The 23,938-nt window shown below is 36.9% G+C and carries 23 protein-coding genes; 11 read left to right on the top strand and 12 right to left on the bottom strand.

Features of this window, described 5'->3' with window-relative positions; translation table 11 throughout:
* Positions 1-34: 34 nt before the first annotated feature.
* The gene (locus M030_RS0122180; protein ID WP_027375415.1) at positions 35-1,444 is read right to left on the bottom strand and encodes a pyridoxal phosphate-dependent decarboxylase family protein; all 1,410 of its coding nucleotides are present in this window, start codon (positions 1,442-1,444) and stop codon (positions 35-37) included.
* Positions 1,445-1,612: 168 nt separating this feature from the next.
* Between M030_RS0122180 and M030_RS0122170 the strand changes: the two genes are divergently transcribed.
* Complete coding sequence (locus M030_RS0122170) at positions 1,613-2,719, top strand: serine hydrolase domain-containing protein (RefSeq protein WP_027375414.1); 1,107 nt, start codon at positions 1,613-1,615, stop codon at positions 2,717-2,719.
* Between the two features lie 29 nt (positions 2,720-2,748).
* Positions 2,749-3,276 (top strand): 2'-5' RNA ligase family protein, encoded by a 528-nt coding sequence (locus M030_RS0122165; protein WP_027375413.1) that lies wholly within the window; start codon positions 2,749-2,751, stop codon positions 3,274-3,276.
* Positions 3,277-3,308: 32 nt separating this feature from the next.
* Here the strand turns inward: M030_RS0122165 and M030_RS0122160 are convergent, their stop codons facing one another.
* Positions 3,309-4,670: a peptidase M64 domain-containing protein gene (locus M030_RS0122160; protein ID WP_027375412.1), complete on the bottom strand. Its 1,362-nt coding sequence runs from the start codon at positions 4,668-4,670 to the stop codon at positions 3,309-3,311.
* Positions 4,671-4,672: 2 nt separating this feature from the next.
* Complete coding sequence (locus M030_RS0122155) at positions 4,673-5,164, bottom strand: hypothetical protein (RefSeq protein WP_123840807.1); 492 nt, start codon at positions 5,162-5,164, stop codon at positions 4,673-4,675.
* 102 nt (positions 5,165-5,266) lie between these two features.
* Between M030_RS0122155 and ruvC the strand changes: the two genes are divergently transcribed.
* Positions 5,267-5,821 (top strand): crossover junction endodeoxyribonuclease RuvC, encoded by a 555-nt coding sequence (gene ruvC / locus M030_RS0122150; RefSeq protein ID WP_027375410.1) that lies wholly within the window; start codon positions 5,267-5,269, stop codon positions 5,819-5,821.
* Positions 5,822-5,849: 28 nt separating this feature from the next.
* On the opposite strand, the gene M030_RS0122145 is transcribed toward ruvC, so the two are convergent.
* On the bottom strand, positions 5,850-7,784 hold the full coding sequence (locus tag M030_RS0122145) for a zinc-dependent metalloprotease (RefSeq protein WP_027375409.1): 1,935 nt from the start codon (positions 7,782-7,784) through the stop codon (positions 5,850-5,852).
* 224 nt (positions 7,785-8,008) lie between these two features.
* Between M030_RS0122145 and M030_RS0122140 the strand changes: the two genes are divergently transcribed.
* The 3 genes from M030_RS0122140 to M030_RS0122130 all read left to right on the top strand — a co-directional run bounded on the left by M030_RS0122140 (position 8,009) and on the right by M030_RS0122130 (position 11,310).
* Positions 8,009-9,079: a DUF4407 domain-containing protein gene (locus M030_RS0122140; protein WP_027375408.1), complete on the top strand. Its 1,071-nt coding sequence runs from the start codon at positions 8,009-8,011 to the stop codon at positions 9,077-9,079.
* A 14-nt stretch (positions 9,080-9,093) separates the two neighbouring features.
* Entirely contained in the window at positions 9,094-10,956 is a 1,863-nt protein-coding gene (locus M030_RS0122135) for an AAA family ATPase (protein ID WP_034722978.1), read from the top strand.
* A 156-nt stretch (positions 10,957-11,112) separates the two neighbouring features.
* A complete protein-coding gene (locus tag M030_RS0122130; protein ID WP_027375406.1) occupies positions 11,113-11,310 on the top strand; it encodes a KTSC domain-containing protein in 198 nt (65 codons plus the stop codon).
* Positions 11,311-11,613: 303 nt separating this feature from the next.
* Here the strand turns inward: M030_RS0122130 and guaB are convergent, their stop codons facing one another.
* The 6 genes from guaB to M030_RS0122100 form a co-directional block, all read right to left on the bottom strand.
* The gene (guaB, locus tag M030_RS0122125) at positions 11,614-13,074 is read right to left on the bottom strand and encodes an IMP dehydrogenase (protein WP_027375405.1); all 1,461 of its coding nucleotides are present in this window, start codon (positions 13,072-13,074) and stop codon (positions 11,614-11,616) included.
* A gap of 193 nt (positions 13,075-13,267) precedes the next feature.
* On the bottom strand, positions 13,268-13,972 hold the full coding sequence (locus M030_RS0122120; protein ID WP_027375404.1) for a hypothetical protein: 705 nt from the start codon (positions 13,970-13,972) through the stop codon (positions 13,268-13,270).
* 28 nt (positions 13,973-14,000) lie between these two features.
* Complete coding sequence (locus M030_RS0122115) at positions 14,001-14,501, bottom strand: DUF4252 domain-containing protein (protein WP_027375403.1); 501 nt, start codon at positions 14,499-14,501, stop codon at positions 14,001-14,003.
* Positions 14,502-14,511: 10 nt separating this feature from the next.
* Positions 14,512-15,792, bottom strand: a complete 1,281-nt coding sequence (locus M030_RS0122110) for a DUF4252 domain-containing protein (RefSeq protein ID WP_027375402.1) — start codon at positions 15,790-15,792, stop codon at positions 14,512-14,514.
* 54 nt (positions 15,793-15,846) lie between these two features.
* Positions 15,847-16,530: a hypothetical protein gene (locus tag M030_RS24740; RefSeq protein WP_185097408.1), complete on the bottom strand. Its 684-nt coding sequence runs from the start codon at positions 16,528-16,530 to the stop codon at positions 15,847-15,849.
* On the bottom strand, positions 16,505-17,014 hold the full coding sequence (locus M030_RS0122100) for an RNA polymerase sigma factor (RefSeq protein WP_027375401.1): 510 nt from the start codon (positions 17,012-17,014) through the stop codon (positions 16,505-16,507). The genes M030_RS24740 and M030_RS0122100 overlap by 26 nt, the downstream gene beginning before the upstream one ends.
* A 200-nt stretch (positions 17,015-17,214) precedes the next feature.
* On the opposite strand from M030_RS0122100, the gene M030_RS0122095 reads away from it, so the two are divergent.
* Positions 17,215-18,033, top strand: coding sequence for a hypothetical protein (locus tag M030_RS0122095; protein WP_027375400.1), 819 nt, complete (start codon positions 17,215-17,217; stop codon positions 18,031-18,033).
* 40 nt (positions 18,034-18,073) lie between these two features.
* On the opposite strand, the gene M030_RS0122090 is transcribed toward M030_RS0122095, so the two are convergent.
* Positions 18,074-19,234, bottom strand: coding sequence for a GlmU family protein (locus tag M030_RS0122090; protein WP_027375399.1), 1,161 nt, complete (start codon positions 19,232-19,234; stop codon positions 18,074-18,076).
* Between the two features lie 268 nt (positions 19,235-19,502).
* A complete protein-coding gene (locus M030_RS0122085) occupies positions 19,503-19,754 on the bottom strand; it encodes a type B 50S ribosomal protein L31 (RefSeq protein WP_027375398.1) in 252 nt (83 codons plus the stop codon).
* Between the two features lie 183 nt (positions 19,755-19,937).
* On the opposite strand from M030_RS0122085, the gene M030_RS0122080 reads away from it, so the two are divergent.
* The 4 genes from M030_RS0122080 to M030_RS0122065 all read left to right on the top strand — a co-directional run bounded on the left by M030_RS0122080 (position 19,938) and on the right by M030_RS0122065 (position 23,826).
* A complete protein-coding gene (locus tag M030_RS0122080) occupies positions 19,938-21,347 on the top strand; it encodes a hypothetical protein (RefSeq protein WP_027375397.1) in 1,410 nt (469 codons plus the stop codon).
* The gene (locus M030_RS0122075) at positions 21,347-21,673 is read left to right on the top strand and encodes a nucleotide pyrophosphohydrolase (RefSeq protein WP_027375396.1); all 327 of its coding nucleotides are present in this window, start codon (positions 21,347-21,349) and stop codon (positions 21,671-21,673) included. Before M030_RS0122080 ends, M030_RS0122075 begins: the two co-directional genes overlap by 1 nt.
* A gap of 168 nt (positions 21,674-21,841) precedes the next feature.
* Positions 21,842-23,065, top strand: coding sequence for a 3-phosphoshikimate 1-carboxyvinyltransferase (locus tag M030_RS0122070; protein ID WP_027375395.1), 1,224 nt, complete (start codon positions 21,842-21,844; stop codon positions 23,063-23,065).
* Between the two features lie 80 nt (positions 23,066-23,145).
* Positions 23,146-23,826 (top strand): hypothetical protein, encoded by a 681-nt coding sequence (locus tag M030_RS0122065; protein WP_027375394.1) that lies wholly within the window; start codon positions 23,146-23,148, stop codon positions 23,824-23,826.
* The last annotated feature ends 112 nt before the right edge of the window (positions 23,827-23,938 follow it).

Below are 23,938 nucleotides of genomic sequence, written 5' to 3'. Positions count from 1 at the left end.
GCCCGGGAATAGCTCCAACGGGCTTATCAAAGTATTATTTTATCGCGTTAAAGACTTCATTCATGGTATCAAAAATCAATTGGATATCATTTTCATTGGTCATCCAATTGACAAATGCAGCCCTTATTCCCTTGCTGCCGTTATACGAAGTTGGAGTCATAAAGACTTTACCTGTATTATTAAGATTCTCCAGGAACCGACCAACCTCATCTTGCATTTCGTCATCCTGTAAGGTAAAACAAACCGTATTCAGACGTACCGGGGCCAATAGTTTAAAATTATCGCTATCCTCAAGCCACTGTCCCAGTTGCTTTGCCAGGGATATGTTATTTTCTATGATATACTGATATCCATTTTTACCATATGCCATGATGGAAAACCATGCCGGAAGTGCCTTTAATCTTCTTGAATTTTCGGGAAGAAAATTTAAATATCCAAAATCTTCCAAGGGATCCCCAAGATAAGGAGCATTAGAGTTCTGGAAGGTTTCAACCTGCAGAATATGATATTGCTCTTTAATTAAAAATATTGCACTTTCATAGGGAACATTAAGCCATTTATGACAATCAACGGTGATACTGTCGGCATATTCCCACCCTTCCAAAAGGTGTTTATATGAATCCGAACAGGCTGCAAAGCCACCGAAAGCGGCATCAATATGCCACCAGAAATTATACGCATCTTTTAATCTTTTGATTTCTTTAAAATCATCGAAATCTACTGTATTTACTGTTCCCCCGCTGGATATTAAGATAAAGGGCTCCCCTTTAAGGCTCATGATCTGATGCTCCAGATCTGCCATATCAATAGATTCACGATTTCCTGCTGCTGTTTTAATCTTAACAATAGTATTACTTCCCAATCCCAGAAGTGATAAAGATTTTACCGAAGAAGAATGTGGAGTAGCACTCAGTATTTTCATTGTTCCGGGCATTCCTTCTTTAGCAATATCCCTTCCCTGCTCTTTGCCTAACCATTGCCTCGCAACGGCCAGACAGGTGAAATTTGACATGGTCGCCCCGGTTACAAATCCACCCAGAAAACTGTCCGGAAGTCCTAAAAGTTCTACTATCAGATGTATGGTCTCCAGCTCAATATTTGCGGAGATATCGCCCTGTCCTTTTGTGGTCTGGGTATTCTGATCATAAATAGTCGTCAGCCAGTCACCGGCAATGGAAGCAGGCGTTGTTCCTCCGGTTACAAATCCAAGATACCGTGGGCCGGAAGATCCCACTATTATGGGTTCAAATCTTTGGTTAAAAATTTTTAAGGTCTCTTCTGTTCCGTATCCTGATTCGGGTAATCCCTGTTTTTCCCAGACAGGGATGGTAGGTACAGAAGTAGGTTTTTCCGTTATAGAATTCAGATACTCAACTCCTTGTTGCTTTATACTGTTCAGCAAAGTTTCAATTTGAGACCAGTCACTTTTCAGATGTTCATTCATAATTTTCTGATGGTAAATAATAGAATCAAAATTATTGAATACTCTTTAAAAGCCGACAGATTATTTTATATGATAGAAAAAACCTATTCTAGCACGGATTTTGCATCCCTTAACACTTTTTAAGATTTTACGATCTATAAAATGATAATCTATTAATAAAACACCCCCGTGATTAAAAATTTAACATTCCTTCTGTTTTTTTGTGTATTATTTTCATGTAAAACCGGTACAACACAAGCTCCCGTTGATCAAAAAGCTATTATTGACTCTACCATTACTGCTTTTCAAAAGACCCTCTTGGAACAGCAGATTGATTCTGTGTTTAAAAAGTACCATTTTAACGGGAGTATTGCAGTCTTCAAGGACTCAGACCAGCTTTACAGAAAAGAAAGCGGATATTCAGATTTTAAAAGAAAAGCAAAAATCGATAGCAACACTGTTTTTGCCATTGGTTCAATAAGCAAACAATTCACAGCCGTTCTGATTCTTCTTCAGATGGAACAGGGAAAACTGAACGTCAAAGATAAAGTATCCAAATACCTGAAGGAATTTAAGAATAAAGATTATGATAATATTACTATCCATCAGCTTCTGAATCACACTTCAGGATTGAATTTAATGGGTGGTAAACTGATGTTTAAAAGCGGTACGGATTTTTTCTATTCCAATGACGGATTTAATGCTTTGGGAAAAATTGTTGAGACAGTATCCGGAAAATCTTATGATCAAAATGCAACGGAACTCTTTAAGAAAGCCGGAATGGCCAGTTCTTCCACAGGAGACACCTTCCACGGAAATAACTTTGCAAGTGCTTACCTTGGTAATTCTGCCAGATTTCAGGAAGTTCCCAATATGCCTGAAAGATTAAGCGGAAAAGAGATCGGTACCCCCGCCGGAGGAGTGCTTTCCACCATTTCAGATCTTCACAGGTGGAATAACGCTCTGTACGGAGGGAAAATTTTAAAACCCGAAACACTCAATCAGTTCATGGCTAAAAGTGCAGAAAGACGTCATGCAATCTTTGGAAAAATGGGATATGCCTATGGAATCATGCTGAATATCGGAAAACCTAATTCCTATTTTCACAGTGGATACGTGAAAGGATCTCCTTCATTGAATATTTATTATCCGGATACAAAAACTTCAGTGATTATTCTGTCTAATATCGCAGATGAGGAAAAAGGTAAAAGCTCCATATTTAGACCGCATATAGAAGTGAAAAAGATGACAGATCATCTTGAAAGCACATTGCTACAGCTGAAAGCAAAAAATTAAGTACCTTTAGTCTGGCCGACATCAGGAATATGAAAAAACTATATTTTATCGCCATCTATCCTCCAACGGAAATTATTGAAGAAGTAAGGATTTTTAAAAAAGATCTGGCGATTTATTATGACAATTCCAAAGCGTTAAAGAATGAAGCTCATATCACCCTATTCCCTCCTTTCTCAAGAGAAATTGAGTGGGAAGACGACATCTTCACAGCTTTTCAAAAAATAGACACCCATATGAATCCCTTTAAAATTGAACTGAATGGATTCGGAAGCTTTGCCAATCCTAAAAATCCGGTGATCTATATTCATCCTGAAATCAGTTCTGAGCTCCAGGACCTTTACCAGAGAGTAAAGCAACAATTCAGCTTCGCCCCCTACTCATTTAACCCTCATATGACAGTAGGGTATCGGGATCTTACGTGGGAAAACTATTTAAGAGCATGGGAAAAGTATCAGCATTTTCCGTATAAAACTAATTTCTTAGTTGACAAAATATTACTTCTCCGTCATGATGGAAACTGGGTTCCGATTGCCGAGAAAAGACTGGAAACCAATTAAAAACCGGCCTGTCAGGCCGGTTTTCATAATATTTATTCTTTTATAATTTTCTGGGAAATGATTGGCTGATCATCTTCAACGACATTCAGCAGGTAAGAACCGGAAGGTGCATATTGAATGTCTACCGATAAGGTTGAACTATCTTTCATTTCAGACTTCGCCGAAAGCAGCTTACCGGAAGCATCATAGATTTCAATTTTTATATTTTTTGAGAAATCCTGTTTTCCTCTGATATAAAATACCCCATCTGTCGGATTCGGATAAATACTGAAGCGTTTCTCTCTGGCTGTAACTTTAGAAACTTTAAGTCCTGACTTATTAAGCGTCCAGCTGACATTGGTAAAATGAAGAGTTCCGTGATTGTTTACTTTTAAAAGAGGACTGTTGTCTGTCACTGAAAAAAGCAAAGTATTATTACCGCTGTTAAGTTGAGCAGGAGTGATCGTAATTGTATTAGCCGTTGCACTGAGTGTTGTTCCATTCAGTTTCCAGGTATTCACGAGTGTATTAGGGTTAGGAAGGATCTCATTCACTGTAAAGGTGATATTGGTATTGGCATTTAAAGTGGTATTATTTGCCGGGGTATAAGAATCTACCGGAGATACCAAAGAGTGAATTTTCTCCACAATAGCTTCTTTACATACAGAACAAAACTGTTGATTCAAATATCTCATCTCACAACTTTGATGGGGTCTGAACCAGCTCGGACTTTCCGTATAAGGATAAACACCGACACTGTTTACGCCTACCCAGTTTTTCCACTTTACCGTCGCAGGATTTGACGTCTGAGTTTTGTTTGGGGATTCGCCGGAACCTGCAAACCAGTATTCATCTGCCAGTTTTCCGAAAGAATGTCCCAACTCATGTACAACAATTTCACTGGACGAACTATTAAGAGACGCAAAGGCATATGCCCCACCGCAACCTCCATATTCAGTTGAATTTCCTAAAACATAAGTAATATCATAATCAGGAACATTGGCGGCCAATACCTGCCCGACTTTATTCGTTGTACTGCTGTAGATACATCTGTGGACTCCGACATCAAAGCTGGAACCAAGATAATTGTTAGGATTGGATACAGGAATAACAGGTTCTGCCACGTCGGTTGCCGTTCCCGGGTGCTTTACTCCGGACTGAGTGGATATCACTTTCACCGCATAGGCATTAAAATAATTTTTATACTCTTTGTAAGGGCTTTTGGTAAAAAGATAATTAACGGTTGACTGAGCTGAAGAAACAAAAGAGTTTTGTTCCGCACTGGTGAAGCCATCCCCCAAAACGGCAATGATGATTCGTTTATCATTTGCACCGCTTTGTAAAAGTGATACTTTATCAAATACCTGTCCGAAGCAGTTGCTTCCAATAAGTAGGGATAATAGAATTTTTTTCATGATTATAGTTTTTGAGTGAATAATAATTGTATCCCATCCTCTGCAACTTTTTCGATTTTTACAGATCGGATATTTTCAGAATAAGCAAATCTCACACTGAATTCAGCATCGGGAAGCGAGGCTTTCTGTCTGGAGACTCCTTCTTTTTCATACACTTCCAGTTCAGGCTGTAAAGGATTTTTAACGAGTTGTCTGGAGATTTCTTTTCCTCCTGCTTCCTGAACAGTGATGATAAGATCTCCTTTTTGCATCTCATCTCTATCAAAAGATGGCAGAAGTTTTAACCTTCCCTCCAAAATTTTACTATCCTGAAGAACAATTTTTTCTCTTCCGGATGGATCTTTATCCGCTTTAAAAAACAAATACATAATCCGATCTCCTTTTTGAACGGCATTTCCTGCCTTCAAGTATCCTTTTTGAGCTAATCCACTCTCTTTCTGAAAACTACAAAACAGAAAAACAGGAACAATTAATACATTAAGTAAATTTTTCATGATCATTTTTTATTAAAGTTAATAAAGATTTAAACACAAATCACCATTCTTTGATTTTTTTTCATTATTAAATAAACTTGAGAAAATCATATCTTTGCAATAATGATTTCAGAGAAAATAATTTTAGGTATTGATCCCGGAACTACGGTCATGGGATTTGGTCTAATTTCCGTCAAAAAAGGTAAAATGGAAATGGTTTCTATCCATGAGCTTATCCTAAAGAAGTATCCCAACCATGAAACTAAACTGAAGTACATTTTTGAAAGAACTCTGTCACTTATTGATGAGTTTCATCCAGATGAAGTTGCCCTGGAAGCTCCTTTCTACGGAAAAAATGTACAAAGTATGCTGAAACTGGGACGTGCCCAAGGCGTTGCTATGGCAGCCAGTCTTTACAGAAATATCCCCATTACGGAATATTCTCCGAAAAAAATCAAGATGGCTATTACCGGAAATGGTAATGCCAGTAAGGAACAGGTAGCAGGAATGCTCCAAAACCTTCTCAATCTTAAAGAGTTTCCCACGAAATATCTGGATGCTTCAGACGGCCTTGCTGTTGCGGTATGCCATCATTTTAATTCAGGGACGATTGCAGATACAAAGTCGTATTCCGGCTGGGAAAGTTTTTTGAAGCAAAATCCGGATCGGTTGAAATAAAAAAGCCCTTTTTCAAGGGCTTTCAGTTCTAATTATTTAAGAATTTTTTCGATTCTTTTCTATTTTTGTCTGAATAATTGAGTATAAACGCTCCTTTAGGAAGTTCTCTCTCAATCTGAATTTCATTTGTTCTGGCGTTGCCTTTCTGGATAAGCTTGCCACTCAGGTCATAGATCTGGTATTCTCCAAATACATCATTTCCTTTCCCTGCAAGTTTGAGTTTATTTTCTGATTTCACGTATACTACTTTCAATTCTGTAGCATTATTTTTGGTATCCGAAGTTCCCAGAGAGCCTACAATTTTCACCGCATAATCTTCCATTTGGCCATATTGTAACTGAGAACAAGGACTAACATCCGGTAGATTTGTTCCACTGTATGTCGCTGCATCTACAGCAACTCTCATTCTTAGGTAAGTATCTGTAACGGCTCCAGCCGGAGGAGTAATAGCTGCGGTGACAGCAGCCCCCGATCCAGATGCCACAGCAGTGGCTGAAGTATTATTTACGATTAATTCACCATCTTCGAAAGATCCGTTGTTATTATAATCTATCCAAACCTTTGTTCTGAATTTTTCAGCTTGTGAAAATCCATTTTCAAAATACACTTTTAGACTTGTGCTTGCATTTGATGCGATATCTGTATAGTAAGCTGGTCTAATACAAGTCGCAGTTGCATAATCTTCATAAAACTTAGGAGTCGGTTCATCCGAGTCATATCCGTTAGTCATACTGCTGATTCCTCCAAATTCAACTCTTGTAGGACCGATAGCGAAGTTATTATTAGTAGGATGAGCGGTACCTGTAGGGTTACATTGAGCAGCCGATATTACAACCGGAGACGGAACCACAACAGAAGGATCCTTTCCTCCTAAAGAATTAAGCAAATTCTTTCTATATTCCATCATCAACATAAGTGCACGGTCTCTTTGCCCTGCTGTAAACTTTCTGTTGGTATTGGAATAATTCATAATATTATATTGTACCCCTTGATAGTTAACACCCGTACAAGGGTTAATAGCTGTATTGGAAGGTGCCGGAAACTGATAATAAGCTGCACCGGATACTTCTGTATCACAAACCATATCATTGTCTATTGTACAATCAGTTTGTGCTGGCGGGCAATAGTTTGTGGTACCACTTTGAGCAGCATAATTTCCTCCCTGAAAAGTATGGTATAATCCAAATGAATGTCCTAACTCATGGGTCAGTGTCGTATCATTTGCATTGGTGATCGTAGCAACTTTCATGAAACTTTCATAAAAATAATCATATGTCTCCGGGAACCGGGCATATCCCATAAGCCCACCAGAGTTTTGCTGCTGGCCGTTAAACCCAATAACAACATAAATATTAAAATATGAGGTTTCCGGCCAGTGAGGTGCCAATTCTTTAATTGAATAATCAGGAGCTCCGGTACCAGGATTCGTTGCAGACATCGCTTGTCTTACCCCACTGGCATCGTATGCAGGAATTGTACTTCCGTTATATCTCACAATTCCATTCGTAGCGGTACATTGTGGTGTTCTTTTTGCCAATACCAGTTTAAACGGAATAACATTCCCTCCGTCTGCTCCGGGTCCTTCTGCATAAAAGCCATTACCATAAGTGGTGGCATACATTTTATTGGCCCTGTCTATCCAATCTGTAATCTGCTGATCTGTCAATTTTAAATTGACATTTGATGTTGCATTCGACTCGATAACGTGTACTACAACCGGTATTTCGTATACCTGACCTGTATACAATCCGTTCCAGGAAGTTCCTCCGCCAACTTTATTAAGATAGGACTGCTTATCAATATTTCTCAATTTAAGTTCTCCTTCTTCCCGCCTTTTTTTGAGTTCAGGAAACTTTGTGTCCATCCTTCTCATATCTTCATCAAAGCCACAATAATGTTCCTGCACCTGAGAAAAAGCACTAACAAATAGCAAAACACCTAAAAAGGTAGTAATTTTCTTCATTTTTAATATTTTTTTTAATTAGAATTAAGCAAAAGTATAATTTTATAATCAAATCATCAAAAAAAATAAAATATTTTCTTAGCATTTTTTTATTTATCCTAATTTTTTAAAACAACGTTGTATAACAGTAAATTAGACCCCAAACCACAATTACTTGGTAAAACATAATACTATCTTTTACATTGGTATGATTTTTAATACTACATTTGTATAAATTTTCTACAATGAAAACAAACCAACAAACTATAAATCAAACGAATCATAAAATAAACTGGTTCCAGAAGTTTCTTATGGTATGTTCCGGAGGAAACATCCATATTTTAAGAAAGACTCCGAGTGAATGGAATAAATTTTCAGGGATCGGAGGAATTGTACTTTTCACTGCAGTATTTGCTACTCTCTCTGCAGGATATGCCATGTATACAGTATTTGATAACCTGTGGGCAGCTACAGGATTTGGAATTCTCTGGGGGTTAATGATTTTTAACCTGGACAGGTATATCGTTTCATCCATCAAAAAAACCGGGACATGGTGGAATCAGATTCTGATGGCTATTCCACGTTTGGTACTGGCCACCTTTTTAGGAATTATAATTTCAAAACCGCTGGAGCTTAAAATTTTTGAAAAAGAAGTAAATAAACAACTGAATACCATTATTCAAAGAAATAAAAAACAGCTTCAGGGAGAAATGAATGGAAGGATTCTGCAGCAAAGCGGCCCTTTTGAAACGGAGAAAAAACAAATCTCAGAAAAGATTGCTCAATATCAAGTGGCATATGACTCCGCATCCGTAGAACTTGAAAAAGAAATTCTCGGAAAACAATCAGGTTTAACCAGTGGTAAAGAAGGTTTCGGACCTAATGCCAAACGTAAACAGGAATTAAAAGAACAGCGACGACTTGATCTTGAAAATTATCAGAAACAAGCAGCTCCAAGGCTTAACTATCTTGACAAAGAAATCTCCAAAGTATACACCAATCTGGAAACAGAAAGAAAGTCTACGGAAACTTTTGAAGATAAATTCAACGGATTTGCAGCAAGACTTCAGGCTTTGGATGAACTTGGAAAAAACTCCGCAATTATAGGCCTGGCTGCGGCATTTATCATGGGGTTATTTATCTGTCTGGAGATCTCTCCTGTGTTGGTAAAACTTATTTCGCATGTAGGGCCTTATGATTATCTTCTTGAAAAGACAGAAAACGATTTCAGATTATATTCCAAAGAAAAAATTGAAAAAGGAAATGCTTTGACAGATTTCCGTGTTGATGATTTTAAAGATAATTTAAAAAAATAGCGTATTTTTCATACATGATTATTGACAAAGAAGAAATCAGGAAGAAAAAGAAAAAACTGGACGACTGTAAAGCCTTCCTGAAAAAAGAATTCATCGGAATCGATAAGATTATTGATGATGTCATGGAATATATCCAGATATGGTATCTTATGCCTGAAATCCTGACACGCCCAGTGGTCATCAACCTTTGGGGAATGACAGGAGTAGGGAAAACAGATCTGGTGAGAAAGATGGTCCGGTTTCTCGAATTTCAGAATCGTTTTGTTGAAATAGAACTTAGCAATTCCGATGAGACCTCCTGGAGTAAAAGTGTCTCTGATATCTTCCAAAGCAACGGTTTGAGTGATGAAAAACCAAGCATTGTTCTTTTTGACGAGATCCAACGTTTTAACACTATTGATCCGGATGGCATGCCCGTTCCTCAGACCAAATTCACCGATTTCTGGGAACTTTTGAGTGACGGACGCCTCAGCAAGCGGGAACGGGAAGATCTCGAACATTACCTGTTTTCTTATCTTTTACGTAAAAAAGAAAATGAAAGACGCAAAGTAAACGGCGAAACAGACCTTGATGAGAATCCATATCTTAATTTATGGGATGCCAAAGAACTTAAAAAATATCTGAGTATGGATGATGATGTAATGAGCATCATTGATATGAAAGAGGAAGATATGATCAAGCTGATTCGTAAAAAGCAGAAAGAAAAGAAGATTTACGAACCCGTGAATTACAGCAAAATGCTGATTATTATCAGCGGAAATCTGGACGAAGCTTTTCAAATGTCAAAAGAAACAAGCGAGGCAGATATAGATGCTAATATTTACCATGCTTTTACCAAAAAAATAACTGTTGTAGATATTAAAAATGCCCTGTCAAGAAAATTTCGTCCTGAACAGGTGGCGAGATTCGGAAATATCCATCTGATCTATTTTTCGTTAAAAACGGAAGATTTTCAAAAATTAATTCAAAGGGAAATCAATAATCTAAAACATAATACTAAAACAAAATTTGGTGTTGGTTTAAAAATAAATAAAAATATTAACGAGCTCATTTACCGAAACGGGGTGTTCCCTGTACAGGGTGTGCGTCCTGTCTTCAGTAGTGTCGTTGATATTCTGGATACAAATTTGAGTAAGTTTCTTTTTGAAGCGATTATTCACGATGATCCGTCGATAGAGATCAATTACTCTCATGCTGACAAAATCATTACCGGTAAAATCGGTGATCGTCTGATCGAAATTCCTTATCTGGGTAAGATTGATAAAATACGGCAGTCTAACCTTCAGGATGCGGTAGCCAATATTAGTGTTCATGAATGCGGTCACGCAGTATCATATATGCTGTATACAGGCTTTGTTCCTTTACAGCTTAAAAGTAAAGTGGCGAGCAGTTATGCCGCAGGATTTACGTTTCCGCATCAGATCCACGATACCAAAGAAAGCATTGTCGACAGGATTAAAATTTATCTTGCTGGCGGAATTGCCGAAGAAATTATTTTTGGTGAAAAAAATGCAAGTATCGGAAGAAGCCATGACCGTGAGCAGGCTACCACTCTTGCTATAGACTATATCCGAAAATATGGTTTTGAAGAAAATTTCCAGGCTACTTACAATCTTGAAGATTACCCTCATCGAATGCAACAGCATATTACGGATGAAAGAATTGAAAATTTAATGCAGGAATTGGCCCGAAAAACCCGGGAAGATCTGATCTTGCATTTTGATTTATTAAAAAACATGAGCAAAACGCTTAGTGAAAAAGGTAGTTTACAGCCTAAGGAAATATATGATATAGCCATCAAACATCAATTACAAGTAAGCCTTAAAGAAGAAGGCTATTTGCATATTGCCGGCTATCACCATTTACTGAATACATAAAGAAAAGCAAGAGCTATTTATACATCTGACCTTTTAGTTAATTCTGGAAGGTCTTTCTTTACTCCTTCAATGTATAGAAAAGTTAGCCAAACACAACCTGAAATCACAGAAATCTTACTCATCTAAGAGCAGGAACATTTTTTGCTTTCATTTTATATGCCTTCAAGTGTTGTCAATAGTTTTGTATATTTTCCTGAAACTGAAATATTGAGAATTATATATCAGTCGGGAGCAGTATACGATTATATGAAGGTACCGGCAGGCATCTTTGAAAAATTTAAGGTGGCAAGATCCAAAGGTTTTTTCCTCAATAAGGTAATCAAACCAAAATTCAAATACATCAGAATATCATAAAAAAATGCCCCCATATGATGGAGGCAACATGGGTAATATTTAAATTTTCTTTAATATAAACACACATGAATTAAATATTAAATCAATATAAAATGATAAAAACAACACAGAAACAATTAACAAAATTGCTGTTTTATTTTTAAAAAATAAAAACTTTTACCGTATTCAAATTCAATATCATAATAAAATCCTACACTAAGAAAAACAAACAGAAGAATATTTTTAAAACAAAGTAGCAATATCTAAATAAAAACAAAGCCCATACAGATTTGTATGGGCTTTGTTTTTATTGTTTACTATTCCTTATAAAGAATAATTCGGAGCTTCCTGTGTAATAATCACGTCATGAGGGTGAGATTCTTTCAATCCGCTTCCTGTGATCATAACCAATTTGGAATCTTGTTGTAAAGCTTCAATATCTTTGGCCCCACAATATCCCATACCGGCTCTTAATCCTCCTGTCAACTGGAAAATTACATCTTCCAATTTTCCTTTATGAGGTACTCTTCCTTCAATTCCTTCCGGAACGAATTTTTTAGCTTCACTCTGGAAATATCTTTCTTTACCTCCTCTCTTCATTGCAGAAAGACTTCCCATTCCCTGGTAAGATTTGAACTTTCTTCCCTGGAAAATAATCTCCTCACCCGGAGCTTCATCTGTTCCGGCCAAAAGAGATCCAAGCATTACTGCTCCTGCACCACTTGCAATTGCTTTTACAATATCTCCTGAAAGCTTGATTCCACCATCTGCAATTACCGTTACATTTTGAGACTTGGCATATTCATATACATTATAAATAGCTGATAACTGAGGAACACCTACTCCTGCTACAACTCTGGTTGTACAGATAGAACCTGGCCCTACCCCTACTTTAAGAACATTTGCACCTGCAGTAATAAGGTCTTTTGCCGCTTCGGCAGTTACAATATTTCCTCCTACGATATCTAAGTCCGGATATGCTTTTCTTATTTCAGAAATTTTGTCTAAAACTCCTTTAGAATGTCCGTGAGCAGAATCAATGGCTACAATATCCACTCCTGCTTTTACCAAAGCTTCAATTCTGTCTAAAGTATCCTCACCAACACCTACTCCTGCACCTACAATAAGACGTCCGTTCTGATCTTTATTGGCATTTGGGTACTCCAGCTGATTGTCGATATCTTTGATCGTAATTAATCCTACAAGCTTGTTGTCTTTATCTACGATAGGAAGTTTTTCAACTCTGTTTCTAAGAAGAATTTCTTTTGCTTTTTCAAGATTGGTATCTTTATCGGAAGTGATCAGATTTTCTTTGGTCATGATCTCCTCTACTTTCATATCAAGATTTTCCTGATATTTAACGTCTCTGTTGGTAATGATTCCGATTAAAACATTTTCACTGTCTACAACCGGCAAACCTGAAATTTTGTATTTTGACATCATTTCCTTAGCCTGTCCCAAAGTATGATCTTTAGAAAGGGTTACAGGATCAGAGATCATTCCGTTTTCAGAACGTTTTACTCTGTTTACCTGAGCAGCCTGCTCAGCGATTGTCATGTTTTTGTGAATGAAACCCAAACCTCCAACTCTTGCTAAGGCAATGGCAAGATCTCCTTCAGTAACTGTGTCCATCGCAGCAGAAACTATCGGAACATTCAGCGTGATTTTGTCGGTAAGTCTTGATTTTAATGATACCTGATTAGGTAAAACTTCTGAATAAGAAGGGACTAGAAGAACGTCATCGAAAGTGATGGCTGTCTCTACAATTTTGTTATGAATAGACATCTTTACTTTCTTTGCAAAATTAGGCTATTTTTACGACATATGAAAATCCTTTTTAATAGTTTACATCAAATTTAATAATCAATACGTTAAATTAAAAAACCGTTCATTATTCATGAACGGCCACTGTACAAAATAAATTTAGTCTTATAAAACTACTTATTAGGTTTAACTTTATTCTGGTATCCGTGATCGGTTAATTAACCGGATTACCTTTTTCATCCAAGTTCTCAATATGAGTCTGGTTATTCTTATCAACGTATAACTTCAGTCGAATATTACCTTTGGCATCACGAATAAAAACTCCGACATCTCCATTTGCTGTTTTTCCGGCAAAAAATCTTTCATTTCCCAGCTTGCCTTCTTCTCTGAGTTTTGTATAAGCCTTTTTACTTATTGCAGCATTATTGAGCTTTTTAAGTGAATCATCAAACTTAATAAGCGCCTCCATCGGAAAATCATCCGGACGATCCCAAAGTTTTAAACCATAGACTCTGTTTTTTTCTTTTCCAGCTCTTTCAAAGTACTGGAGTTGCATGACCTGGTCTGTTCTTCTCTGATCTACAGAATATACCATTCCGGATTCCTTTTCATTGGCGTCATAGACCAATCCGCCACATTCGTCACCTAATGAGTTAAAGAAAATAAGTCCTGCTTCCCTTTCTCTGGGGTTCAAATCTTTATGATTGAATTTTCCGGGATGCTGGCGTTCTTTATTGCTGATGACCATTTTCAGTGTTCCGTCTTTTTCAACAATATTGATTCTTTCAACGTCTATTTCTTTAAAACGTTCGTTGGAAGATTGATTTTTGAATGCGAGAATAAAAAACAGGATGCACACGACAGTAAGCGAAGCCGCGTATATTTTTAGAATTCGTACTTCTCTTACTAGTTTTTCCATGGCAAATATTAGTTTTATGAGTGGGAAATTATTTATCGGAAACAGAATTGATCATTTTTGAAATATCAGCGGTTGTAAAGTTTCCTTTTACATCTACAAATACCAATTCTTTATTTGAATTGACAGTGATCAGCATATTTTTAATAGCATCACCGTTTTGCTTTACCCGAACATTGACATTGTCACCGTCATGTTTTATGGTAGCCCAGTCTTCGTAGTGATTATTATTCAGATACTTTGCATAATCATTGAGCATTTCCTTGCTCCCGTTTTCAACGGTGAGAACTTTGATTTTTGAAATTTTCTTTACAAGGGCAATGAGTTCCTCGCTATCCCCATCCTCTTTTAAAGCCTTCTTAATATAAGGTTTAGCCAGGAACATAGGCACATTAAAACTTGTAAATTTAGCACCCCTGAAATCATATCGTGAATCAGAAAAGAAATTCATATTAGGTTTTTCTGATACGATGCAGGATTGAAAAATACTGATCATCAGAATAGCAAGGAAAATGTTTTTTAAAGTTTTCATGGCTGGTTTTTTATTCGATAGGTCTCAGGCTTCCTCCCGAAGTTTTACTGATATTTGATTCTATCTCGGGTCTTCCTTTATATTTTACCAATCCTCCCGAAGATGCTCTCACCTTTAATTTATCGGATACACTGACGGAAAGGTTTCCTCCTGATGTGGCTTCTGTTTCAAGGTAGGTTAATTTGAGGTCTTCGGCTTTACAAACAGCACCACTGCTGATATCTATCATTCCTGAATCTGCTTTTCCGTTCAGACTCATATTGGAGCCACTGGAACTTTTAATGGAAATATTCCCTGTTGTGATTCCGGCTCTGACGTTAGCACCTGAGGATGCAGAGATGTCTGTAGCTCCCGCAATTTTAAAATCACCTGTCACGTTGGCTCCTGAAGATGCATCAATTCTCATGTCTTTTTCCGAAATAGAATTCACCACCGTAAAGTTTGAACCGGATGAAACATCAATACTGTTCATTTTCGGCGAAGAAACATTTACACTTAAATTTTTAAACCTTAAATTCCTTACTCCTTTATTATCAATATAAATTCTCAAAATTCCATTTTCTACTTTTGTAATGATATACTGCAATTTGTCAGAATCTGCAATAACTTTTATGCTCGTAGGCTCTTCCTGCTTGAATACTACATTTACTCCTGTACTTACCTGAATTCCGGAGAATTTACCTACATTTCTTGCTTCGCCGTTCAGGTAGGAAGAATTTCCTTCTGAGGTCAGGCTGCTGCGTGTGGTGGAAACGATGGTCTTTTTAGTTTCACTGGAACTGATAATCTTACTCACATCATCCATAGAAAGTTTTCCGTCCAGCATCACAAAAATACTTTCTCCGCCACCACCGTCAATACTTAGCAGAAGGTCATCCAGAATACCATTTTTAGCTTCTGCTGAAAGGAATTTTATTTTACCTCCTGAACTGTTTACTGACATTATTTCATTGTAATTCAGGTTTTTCAGGTACGATGAAATATCTTTACTTAATTCAGACAGATTAGTCTGGACTCTTCGCCCATCGGTGGTATTGCTTTTTTCAGGATTCTCTGTAATCAGAATTTTTAATCCATTGATTTTAGACAGCAACGGTTTAATCTGATCCAACTGTGAATCATCAATATTTAAACTGCTCAGCATACCGAACATCGGTTTGGCAATTTTAATAGAAGTTACTCCTTCTACTTCCTGATATTTTTCGAAAAGTTGATCAAATTTATCTTTTTGTCCATATACGTTGAAGAAATGGGAAAAAGCAAGTGCGAATATTATGAATAGTTTTTTCATGAGTCAATTTTATTTTTTTTTAAGGATGATTATGGATGATCAGGCTGATCTTGGCTAATAATCATCGTCCACCACTTTAGGTTGTACCAATTTTTCACTAACGTTATTTGCAAATATCTGGAATGAATACTTAGTCACATTGATTGCTTCTTCTACATTATCGATTCTCTTGCCATTCACAATGACATAAGAGTTTTCATATCCTGTAGAGTCTTTTGAAATTTTATTTTTAAAAGAGGCATTGTCTACATACCTTGGTTTTCTCTCCTTTTTAAGCCTTCCTCTTTTAGGAAGAATCTCATCAAGTACATCCTTTTCAGCTACATGATTTTCCTGAAAGATAGAGTCTTTTTTGGCTCCTGAGATAGAATCGGTATGAGTATTGACAGCTACCTGGGCCTGATGATCGTTATTTTCTTCAATAAAATCAGATTTTTGTCTTAATACCTCTTCTTTTACCAGCTTTTCCGTATCCGGGGCACCTGTTGCGGCATTATCATTAGTATTGTAAAAGAAAAAACCGATGCCGAAAAGCAGTATGATGCTGGCCGCCATCCAGAACCATTTAGGAAAAGAAGGTTTTTTACTTTCTCTTAATGGAATAATAGGGGTAGTATCCTTTTCACATTCTTTATCTTCTGTCTTCTGAAGAAAGTCTTCGAAGCTCCAGTCCATTTTTTCTTCCCTGATATCCCGGAAGATTTCGTCGTATTTATCTTGTAATTGATCTTTTTTCATAGCTCATCAGTTGTGAGATTTGTTCTTTTACTTTTTGTCTTGCCCGCATAAGGTTGACCCTTACTGCATTTTCTTCCATTTCCAGCATTTCAGAAATTTCAGAAACATCGTACTCTTCTACATCTTTCAAATGGATAACCATTTTCTGCTTTTCCGGGAGCTGATTGATAAATCCTACAATATGTTCTTTAAGATTATCCACTTCCATACTGTAAAGCTCTGACCGGTGAAGCTGCATATCTGCAAAACCTATCTTCACATCGTGATGTTTCAGCCGGTTGAGACATTCGTTCTTGACAGATTTGAGAGCATAGGATTTAAAATTCCCAAACTGCTCCAGCTCGTCTCTTTTCTGCCAGAACTTCATCATCAGGTCCTGCACTACATCTTCTGCTTCATCACTGCTCATGACGAACCTTTTCGCAAAACGATACATCTCGTCTTTGAGAATAAACACCGTATTCTTGAAGGTTTCTTGGGTCATGAGTTTTGTTTCTTATAGGTAAGACAACCAGTCTTTACAATCTATTACATCAAAAATAAAAAAACTTCAAAAAAAAAATCATTTTTTTTATTTTCTATTGGGTTTCAGGCTAAGATAAACCATTAAAAGATTGTTTTCTCTTATAAAAACTTCTATATTTAAATTGTAAAACAATACAACCGTGAAGATAAAACATAAATATGAAGAATAGTCTCAAAATCCACAATCCCTGCCCTGAAAACTGGGACGATATGCAGGATCTTCCATCAGGAAAATTTTGTGAAAAATGTTCTAGATGCGTCATAGATTTTACCCATAAAACGGATGAAGAAATCCGAGATATTTTTAATACAGCTGATGGAGAAAAAATATGTGGCAGAATTACAACAAGGTCATCAGCTTTAGCAGCAGCGGGAATTATTTTAATTACAAATCTCAGCTTTGTTCAGGCTCAAACTAAAGATAGTTTCAGAATGGCTACCGAACAAAAGGCAGCAAACATCACTAAAGTGTCCGGAAGACTGATTTCTAACAGCACAAAAAAGGAAATACCAGGCGCTGAAGTGTTCTTTATCTGTAAATCTAAATACATTAAAGCCATTACCCATGAAGATGGAACATTTGCCTTGGAAATACCCAATGAACTTATTGAGAAGAAAAATATTTTATACTTTGACTTTGATAAGATGAATGAAGTTGAAAAGGTAAATAACAAGAAAGATTCAATCACGTCTATGGGGCTTGAAAATGAAACTGTTATTTTTGAAAAAAACGAGAAATTAGAAAATAAGGAATTTCAAATTGAATCTCACTACGCCACTATCGGTGGCGTCGTTATAATGTCCGAAAGACCTCCTGATTATTATTACTTTAACGGAAAAAGCATTAGTGGAAGAAAGTTTGAGAAATTACAAAAAGAAAACCCGAAGTATCAATTCTTTTTTTTCAAGGGCAAAGAAGCAGAGGTCATTTCCCGGAAAACCTATCTCAATTCTTTAAGGCTCTTATATTCGGACTAAAAAATAAAAACCTCAGAATCATCTGAGGTTTATTTATGTTCTAATAGTTATCAAACACATGCTTCAAAATAGCTTTATCTTCTTCCGTTAAAGCCACTTTTCTTCTTGCCATTGCTCTTTCTGCCACTTCATAGACCTTATCCAACCTGAACCTTTCATCATCTTTCAATCCACCCCATGAAAAGTTTTCCACAAGATTGGGTGGAAAGCCTGGTTTGAAAATATTGGAAGCCACCCCGACCACAGTCCCTGTATTTAACTGCGTATTGATTGCCGTTTTAGAATGGTCTCCCATAATCAGCCCTGCAAATTGTAATCCGGTATCTTCAAAAGCTTTGGTTCTGTAATTCCAGAATTTTACATGGCCGTAGTTATTTTTCATATTGGAAGAGTTGCTGTCTGCTCCGAAGTTACACCACTCTCCGATCACTGAATTTCCTACAAAACCTTCATGCCCTTTACTTGAATAGCCAAAAATAATTATATTATTGACTTCTCCTCCTACTTTACAGTGAGGTCCCACGGTAGTTGCTCCGTAGATCTTAGCACCTAAATTAAATTTAGATTCATCACACAATGCGATTGGCCCCCGAAGGTGACAGCCTTCCATAATTTCTGTATTTTTACCGATATAAATTTTACCGGTTTTTGTATTGATCGTTGAAAACTCTACGGAAGCCCCTTCTTCGATGAAAAGATCTTTTTTATCTCCCAGGAAACCATTTGTTGAAGATAATTCCTGTGATGTTCTTCCCATGGTCAACAGATCAAAATCAAAACTGATTGCATGATGATTATACGTAAAAAGATCTGCAGGTTTTTTAAAGAAAACAAGCTCTTCTTTAATATCAGTCATTTTTTCAATCTGATGTAAAGAAAAATCTTTCATATTAATTCTTGCCGCTACCAATTCATCTTCGTACACCAGCGCCTCTCCCTGTTTCAGGTCTTTGATCTGCTGAATAACCGTTTCAGAAGGCAGAAAATTCGGAACGAGAAAAAGACTTTCTTTTTCTTCAGGAGCATTAAATTTATCCTGAAGATACATTTCCGTAAAATAAGAAGCTTCGGTGTTTCCGAGAAGTTTTTGCCATCTTTCAGAAAAAGTCAGGATCCCGCATCGCATGGCTGCAACAGGTCGGGTAAAGGTAAGCGGAAGAAAATCTTCCCAATATTGTGCGTCTGAAAAAACTAATTGCATTTTTTGAAAGTTAGGGTTAAAAGATAAAAAACAGAGACAAAAAGCTAAAGCTGTTGTTTCTAATTCTATCTAAAACAAAAATACAAAAAGATGGGAGAAATTGTGATAGAAGACAAGAGATAATAGACGGATGGATGACAGATCAGGAAAGTTTGGAGCGAGGAGTATGCGTGGATAGCGGGATAAAGTTCCTAAAAATCAGATTTCATACAACAAAAAAAGCCTTCCAAAAGATTGAAAGGCTTTATTATTTTGAGTAGACAAAAAATTACTTAGCGAATTTTTTGTATTTGTTCATGAACTTATCAACTCTACCTGCAGTGTCAACTAATTTCACTTTACCAGTGTAGAAAGGGTGAGAAGTTGAAGAGATCTCCATTTTGATTAGAGGATACTCTTGTCCTTCGAACTCGATAGTGTCTTTTGTTTCTGCAGTAGACTTGCAAAGAAACACCTCGTCGTTACTCATATCTTTGAAAACAACAAGTCTATAATTTTCTGGGTGGATTCCGTTTTTCATAATACTATTTTTAAAAAATTAAAGTTTGCTTTCGAAATAGTAATGGATATTTCTCTGCTAATTTTAGGTTGCAAAAGTACAACTTTTTTTCTAAATTCCAAATACAGAATCCAATATTTTTTTAATGATAAGAAATTCAAAGTATTTTCGTTAAATTTGGAACTTACTTAAACTTTAATTTCAATGAAATTCAAATTATTACTGGCTTTTTGTTTCTGGATACTTCTTGTAACGGTATCATGCAATAAGGATGATATTACGTTTGATGCTCCTTCACAGCAATTAAGATTTTCAAGAGATACGGTATTTTGTGATACAGTCTATCATCAGGTACGTTCAGAAACCTATGTGGTAAAAGTTTATAATAATGAAGACAAAGATATTCTGATCCCAAGAGTAAACCTTGAGCAGGGAGCAGCCTCATTATATAGAATCAATGTAGACGGAAAGCCTGGATATGATTTTAAAGATGTTCCTTTAAGAAAAAAGGACAGCCTTTATATTTTTGTTGAAATTTCTCCACAGGCTACGGGGCCTGAAGCTATTGCTGAAGACAAAGTAATTTTTTCCGGTCCTGCCGGACAGCAGCACGTGACTTTATTTTCGGTAGTTCAGGATGCAGAATTTTATATTCAGACGCCTACCAATCCTAATGTCATTACCAGCTCTACAACCTGGAGTAATAATAAAGCTAAAATCATCTACGGAAATCTTACCGTCAATCCTAATGTTACATTGGATGTAGATCCCGGAACAAAAATATATTTCCACAAAAACAGTGGGATGAAGGTCGCTTCAGGAGGTGTTTTAAATATCAACGGAACCATGGATCAACAGGTTATCATTCGTGGAGACCGGAATGACACTAAATATGATACGGTTCCCAAAAACTGGAATTCTATTAAAATGGAGCCCAACTCTATCCTTAATATGAACCATGCAAGGCTTTTCGGAGGTATAAAAGGGCTGGAAATGAAGCAGACAACGGCTACCATTACCAATTCGTTCATCCACACCTTCCTGGATTACGGAATCTATGCGGTGGGATCTACAGTGAGAGCTAATAATTTGGTGATGAATAACTGTGGGCTTTCATGTATCGGGATATTCAGAGGAGGAAATCACAGCTACACTCATGCAACGATTGCCAATTATTCCAAATCGATGAGCCAGTTTGACAGAAATGGAATTTTTGCCACCAATGAATGGAAAAATGATGCTGGCCAGATAGAACAGGGAGCTTTACAGCAATTGAGTATCAAAAATAGTATTGTGTATTCTGACCGGGATAACTCAGTGCAGGTTGAGCCTACTTCCGGACAGCAATTCGAATTTTTAATCCAGAACTGCCTGATTAAATACTCTGGAAAATCTGAATCCGGATATACTTTTGACAACAGTCAGAATGTAGTGCAGAGTATTAAAAATGAAGATCCTCAGTTTGTCAATTATTTCATGGCTAAAATGAATCTAAGACTAAAATCAACTTCTCCGGCCAAAGGAAAAGGAAATGTAGCGGTAGCAGGAACAGTGCCTGCTGATATCGTAAATGTATCCAGAACAACCAATCCTACGCTGGGAGCTTATCAATAATGGAAATTACACAATTACAGCAACAGGTCGATGAGTGGATCAAAACCATCGGCGTAAGATATTTTAATGAACTCACCAATATGGCCATGCTGACTGAAGAAGTAGGTGAAGTCGCAAGAATCATTGCCAGAAGATATGGTGAGCAAAGTGAGAAAGAAAGTGACAAAAACAAGGATCTGGGAGAAGAACTGGCAGATGTGCTTTTTGTAACATTATGCCTAGCCAATCAAACGGGAGTCAATCTCCAGGAAGCTTTTGACAGGAAAATGAAAATAAAAACTGATCGCGATAAAGATCGTCATCAGAATAATGAAAAATTGAAGTAGAGACTTCAGATGTTAGAGATCAGACCTCAGGCTGTGACAGTTTGTAATCTGATATTTAAAAACACTGGATCTTAAGAGAGTAATAAAATTGAAGGAGAGATTACATTGCTGATTATAGACCATGCCCGTCTGGAATCCGATGTCTGAAATCTGAAATCTAAAGAAATAATGAAGCTAGAAAAATCAACACTACTAGGAAATAAAACAGTACAGATCAGCGGTTCGAAGAGTATTTCGAATCGTTTATTGATTCTGGAAAGTCTGTTTAGCAATATAAAAATCGGGAATTTGTCTAATTCTCAGGATACACAGTTACTGAAAAAAGCATTGTCTGAAAATTCAGAAACTGTAGACATCCATCACGCGGGAACTGCTATGCGTTTTCTGACTTCCTATTATTCTATTCAGGAAGGAAAAACAACGATTCTTACAGGTTCCAAGAGAATGAAGGAAAGACCGATTAAAAATCTGGTGAATGCCCTGAGAGATCTTGGAGTTGACATCGAGTACCTTGAAAATGATGGATTTCCCCCTTTAAAAATCACCGGAAAAAAGATCAGTCAGACTTCAGTGAATGTTCCTGCTAATATATCAAGCCAGTTTATCACATCTCTCCTGCTTATTGCCGGAAAGCTTGAAAACGGACTGGAAATCAATCTTGTGGGTGACGTAACTTCAAGGTCTTATATTGAAATGACACTTGATATTTTGACTAAATTCGGAATCAGAAACAGTTTTACAGGCAATACTATCAGAGTGGAACCTTTCAATCCCGACGATCAGCCTTCAACAGATTCTTACGAAGTGGAAAGTGACTGGAGCTCTGCTTCTTACTTCTACTCGATCTGTGCTCTTGGAAGGGAAACCCTTCACCTGAAAAGTTTTTATAAAGAATCTACGCAGGGAGATTCTGCGATTTCAAAAATATATGAGGATTTCTTTGGAATTAAGACTATTTTCTCAGAGGATGAGCATAAAATTACATTAGAACCTCAACAGAATTTTTCTTTTCCTGAAAAAATCATCCTGGATATGAACAACTGTCCGGATATTGCCCAAACGCTATGTGTAACGGCCTCTGCTTTACAAATTCCTTTTGAGATCTCAGGATTGGGAACCTTAAGAGTAAAAGAAACGGACAGGCTTCTTGCTCTATACCATGAATTACAAAAACTGGGTACTGAAACAGAAATCACAGACCTTACAATCAAGTCGATCAGTTTCGGGGAACCGCAGGATAATATTTCCATCAGGACCTATCAGGATCACAGAATGGCTATGAGTTTTGCGCCTTTCTGCCTGATCAAAGAACTGAATATCGAAGAGGAAGATGTTGTGGAAAAATCTTATCCGATGTTCTGGAGAGATCTTGCCGGCATCTTGACGAATTAATATTACAACGTAAAAACGGGATAATTTGAAATGAACTTATACATCTGATGTAAATTATCCCGTTTACTACATACTGTTTCATGAAGTCTCTTTTTTCTTTTCTCTGTTTCTTGTCACTGACAGGTTTTTATGCCCAAAGTATCCCAGATTTTTCGGTACCGACAGGATATATCAAGGTGGCGGAAGCAAAGGGAGATCTCGATAAAGATGGCAGAGACGAAATAATTCTCGCATTTGATACGAATATAAAAGCATCAGAACACGAAGGCTCTTCAAACCGGATAGATAAGCTGCGGATGTTTTATATTTTGAAAAATGAAAACAATCATCTTAAGGTCTGGAAAGAAAATTCTACTTTCCTTTTATCCGGCGATACAGGCTTTTCTCCTGAATATAACAGGCTTGCACTTTCCGTAAAAAACAATTGTCTTATTATTGAAGAGGAGTATTCCACCAATTCCCGGCATACTCAAAGCTATAAGCATACTTTCAGATTCCAGGAGGGCGATTTTTACCTGATTGGTTCTGAGGATACGTTTGAAGATACCTGTGATTTTAAATTTATAAATGTCATCAACTTTTCAACCGGAAAAGTAGTGATTGACAAAAAATATTCTTCCTGTGATGAACAAACAAAAGTATTACCCGACGGGTATAAAGAGTTTAACCACAAGTTTCAGGCACTTATCAAAATGAATGATTTCAAAATCGGTGAACATACATTCAGAATTCCCGGTTCAAAGGAGGATTTTGTTTTTTAAGAAGAAAAGCCGGAAGATTGGGGCTGAAAGTGCTTTGCATCCTTATTTTAAATTTTCATTTTTTTTAAGAATACTTCTTAAGAGAGTAAAAATAATTTTTTTTGCTGCCGGC

It is taken from the genome of Chryseobacterium sp. UNC8MFCol, assembly GCF_000482305.1.
In the GTDB taxonomy this organism is placed as follows: Bacteria; Bacteroidota; Bacteroidia; order Flavobacteriales; family Weeksellaceae; genus Chryseobacterium; species Chryseobacterium indologenes.
This window is presented reverse-complemented; position numbering and strand designations above follow the sequence as displayed.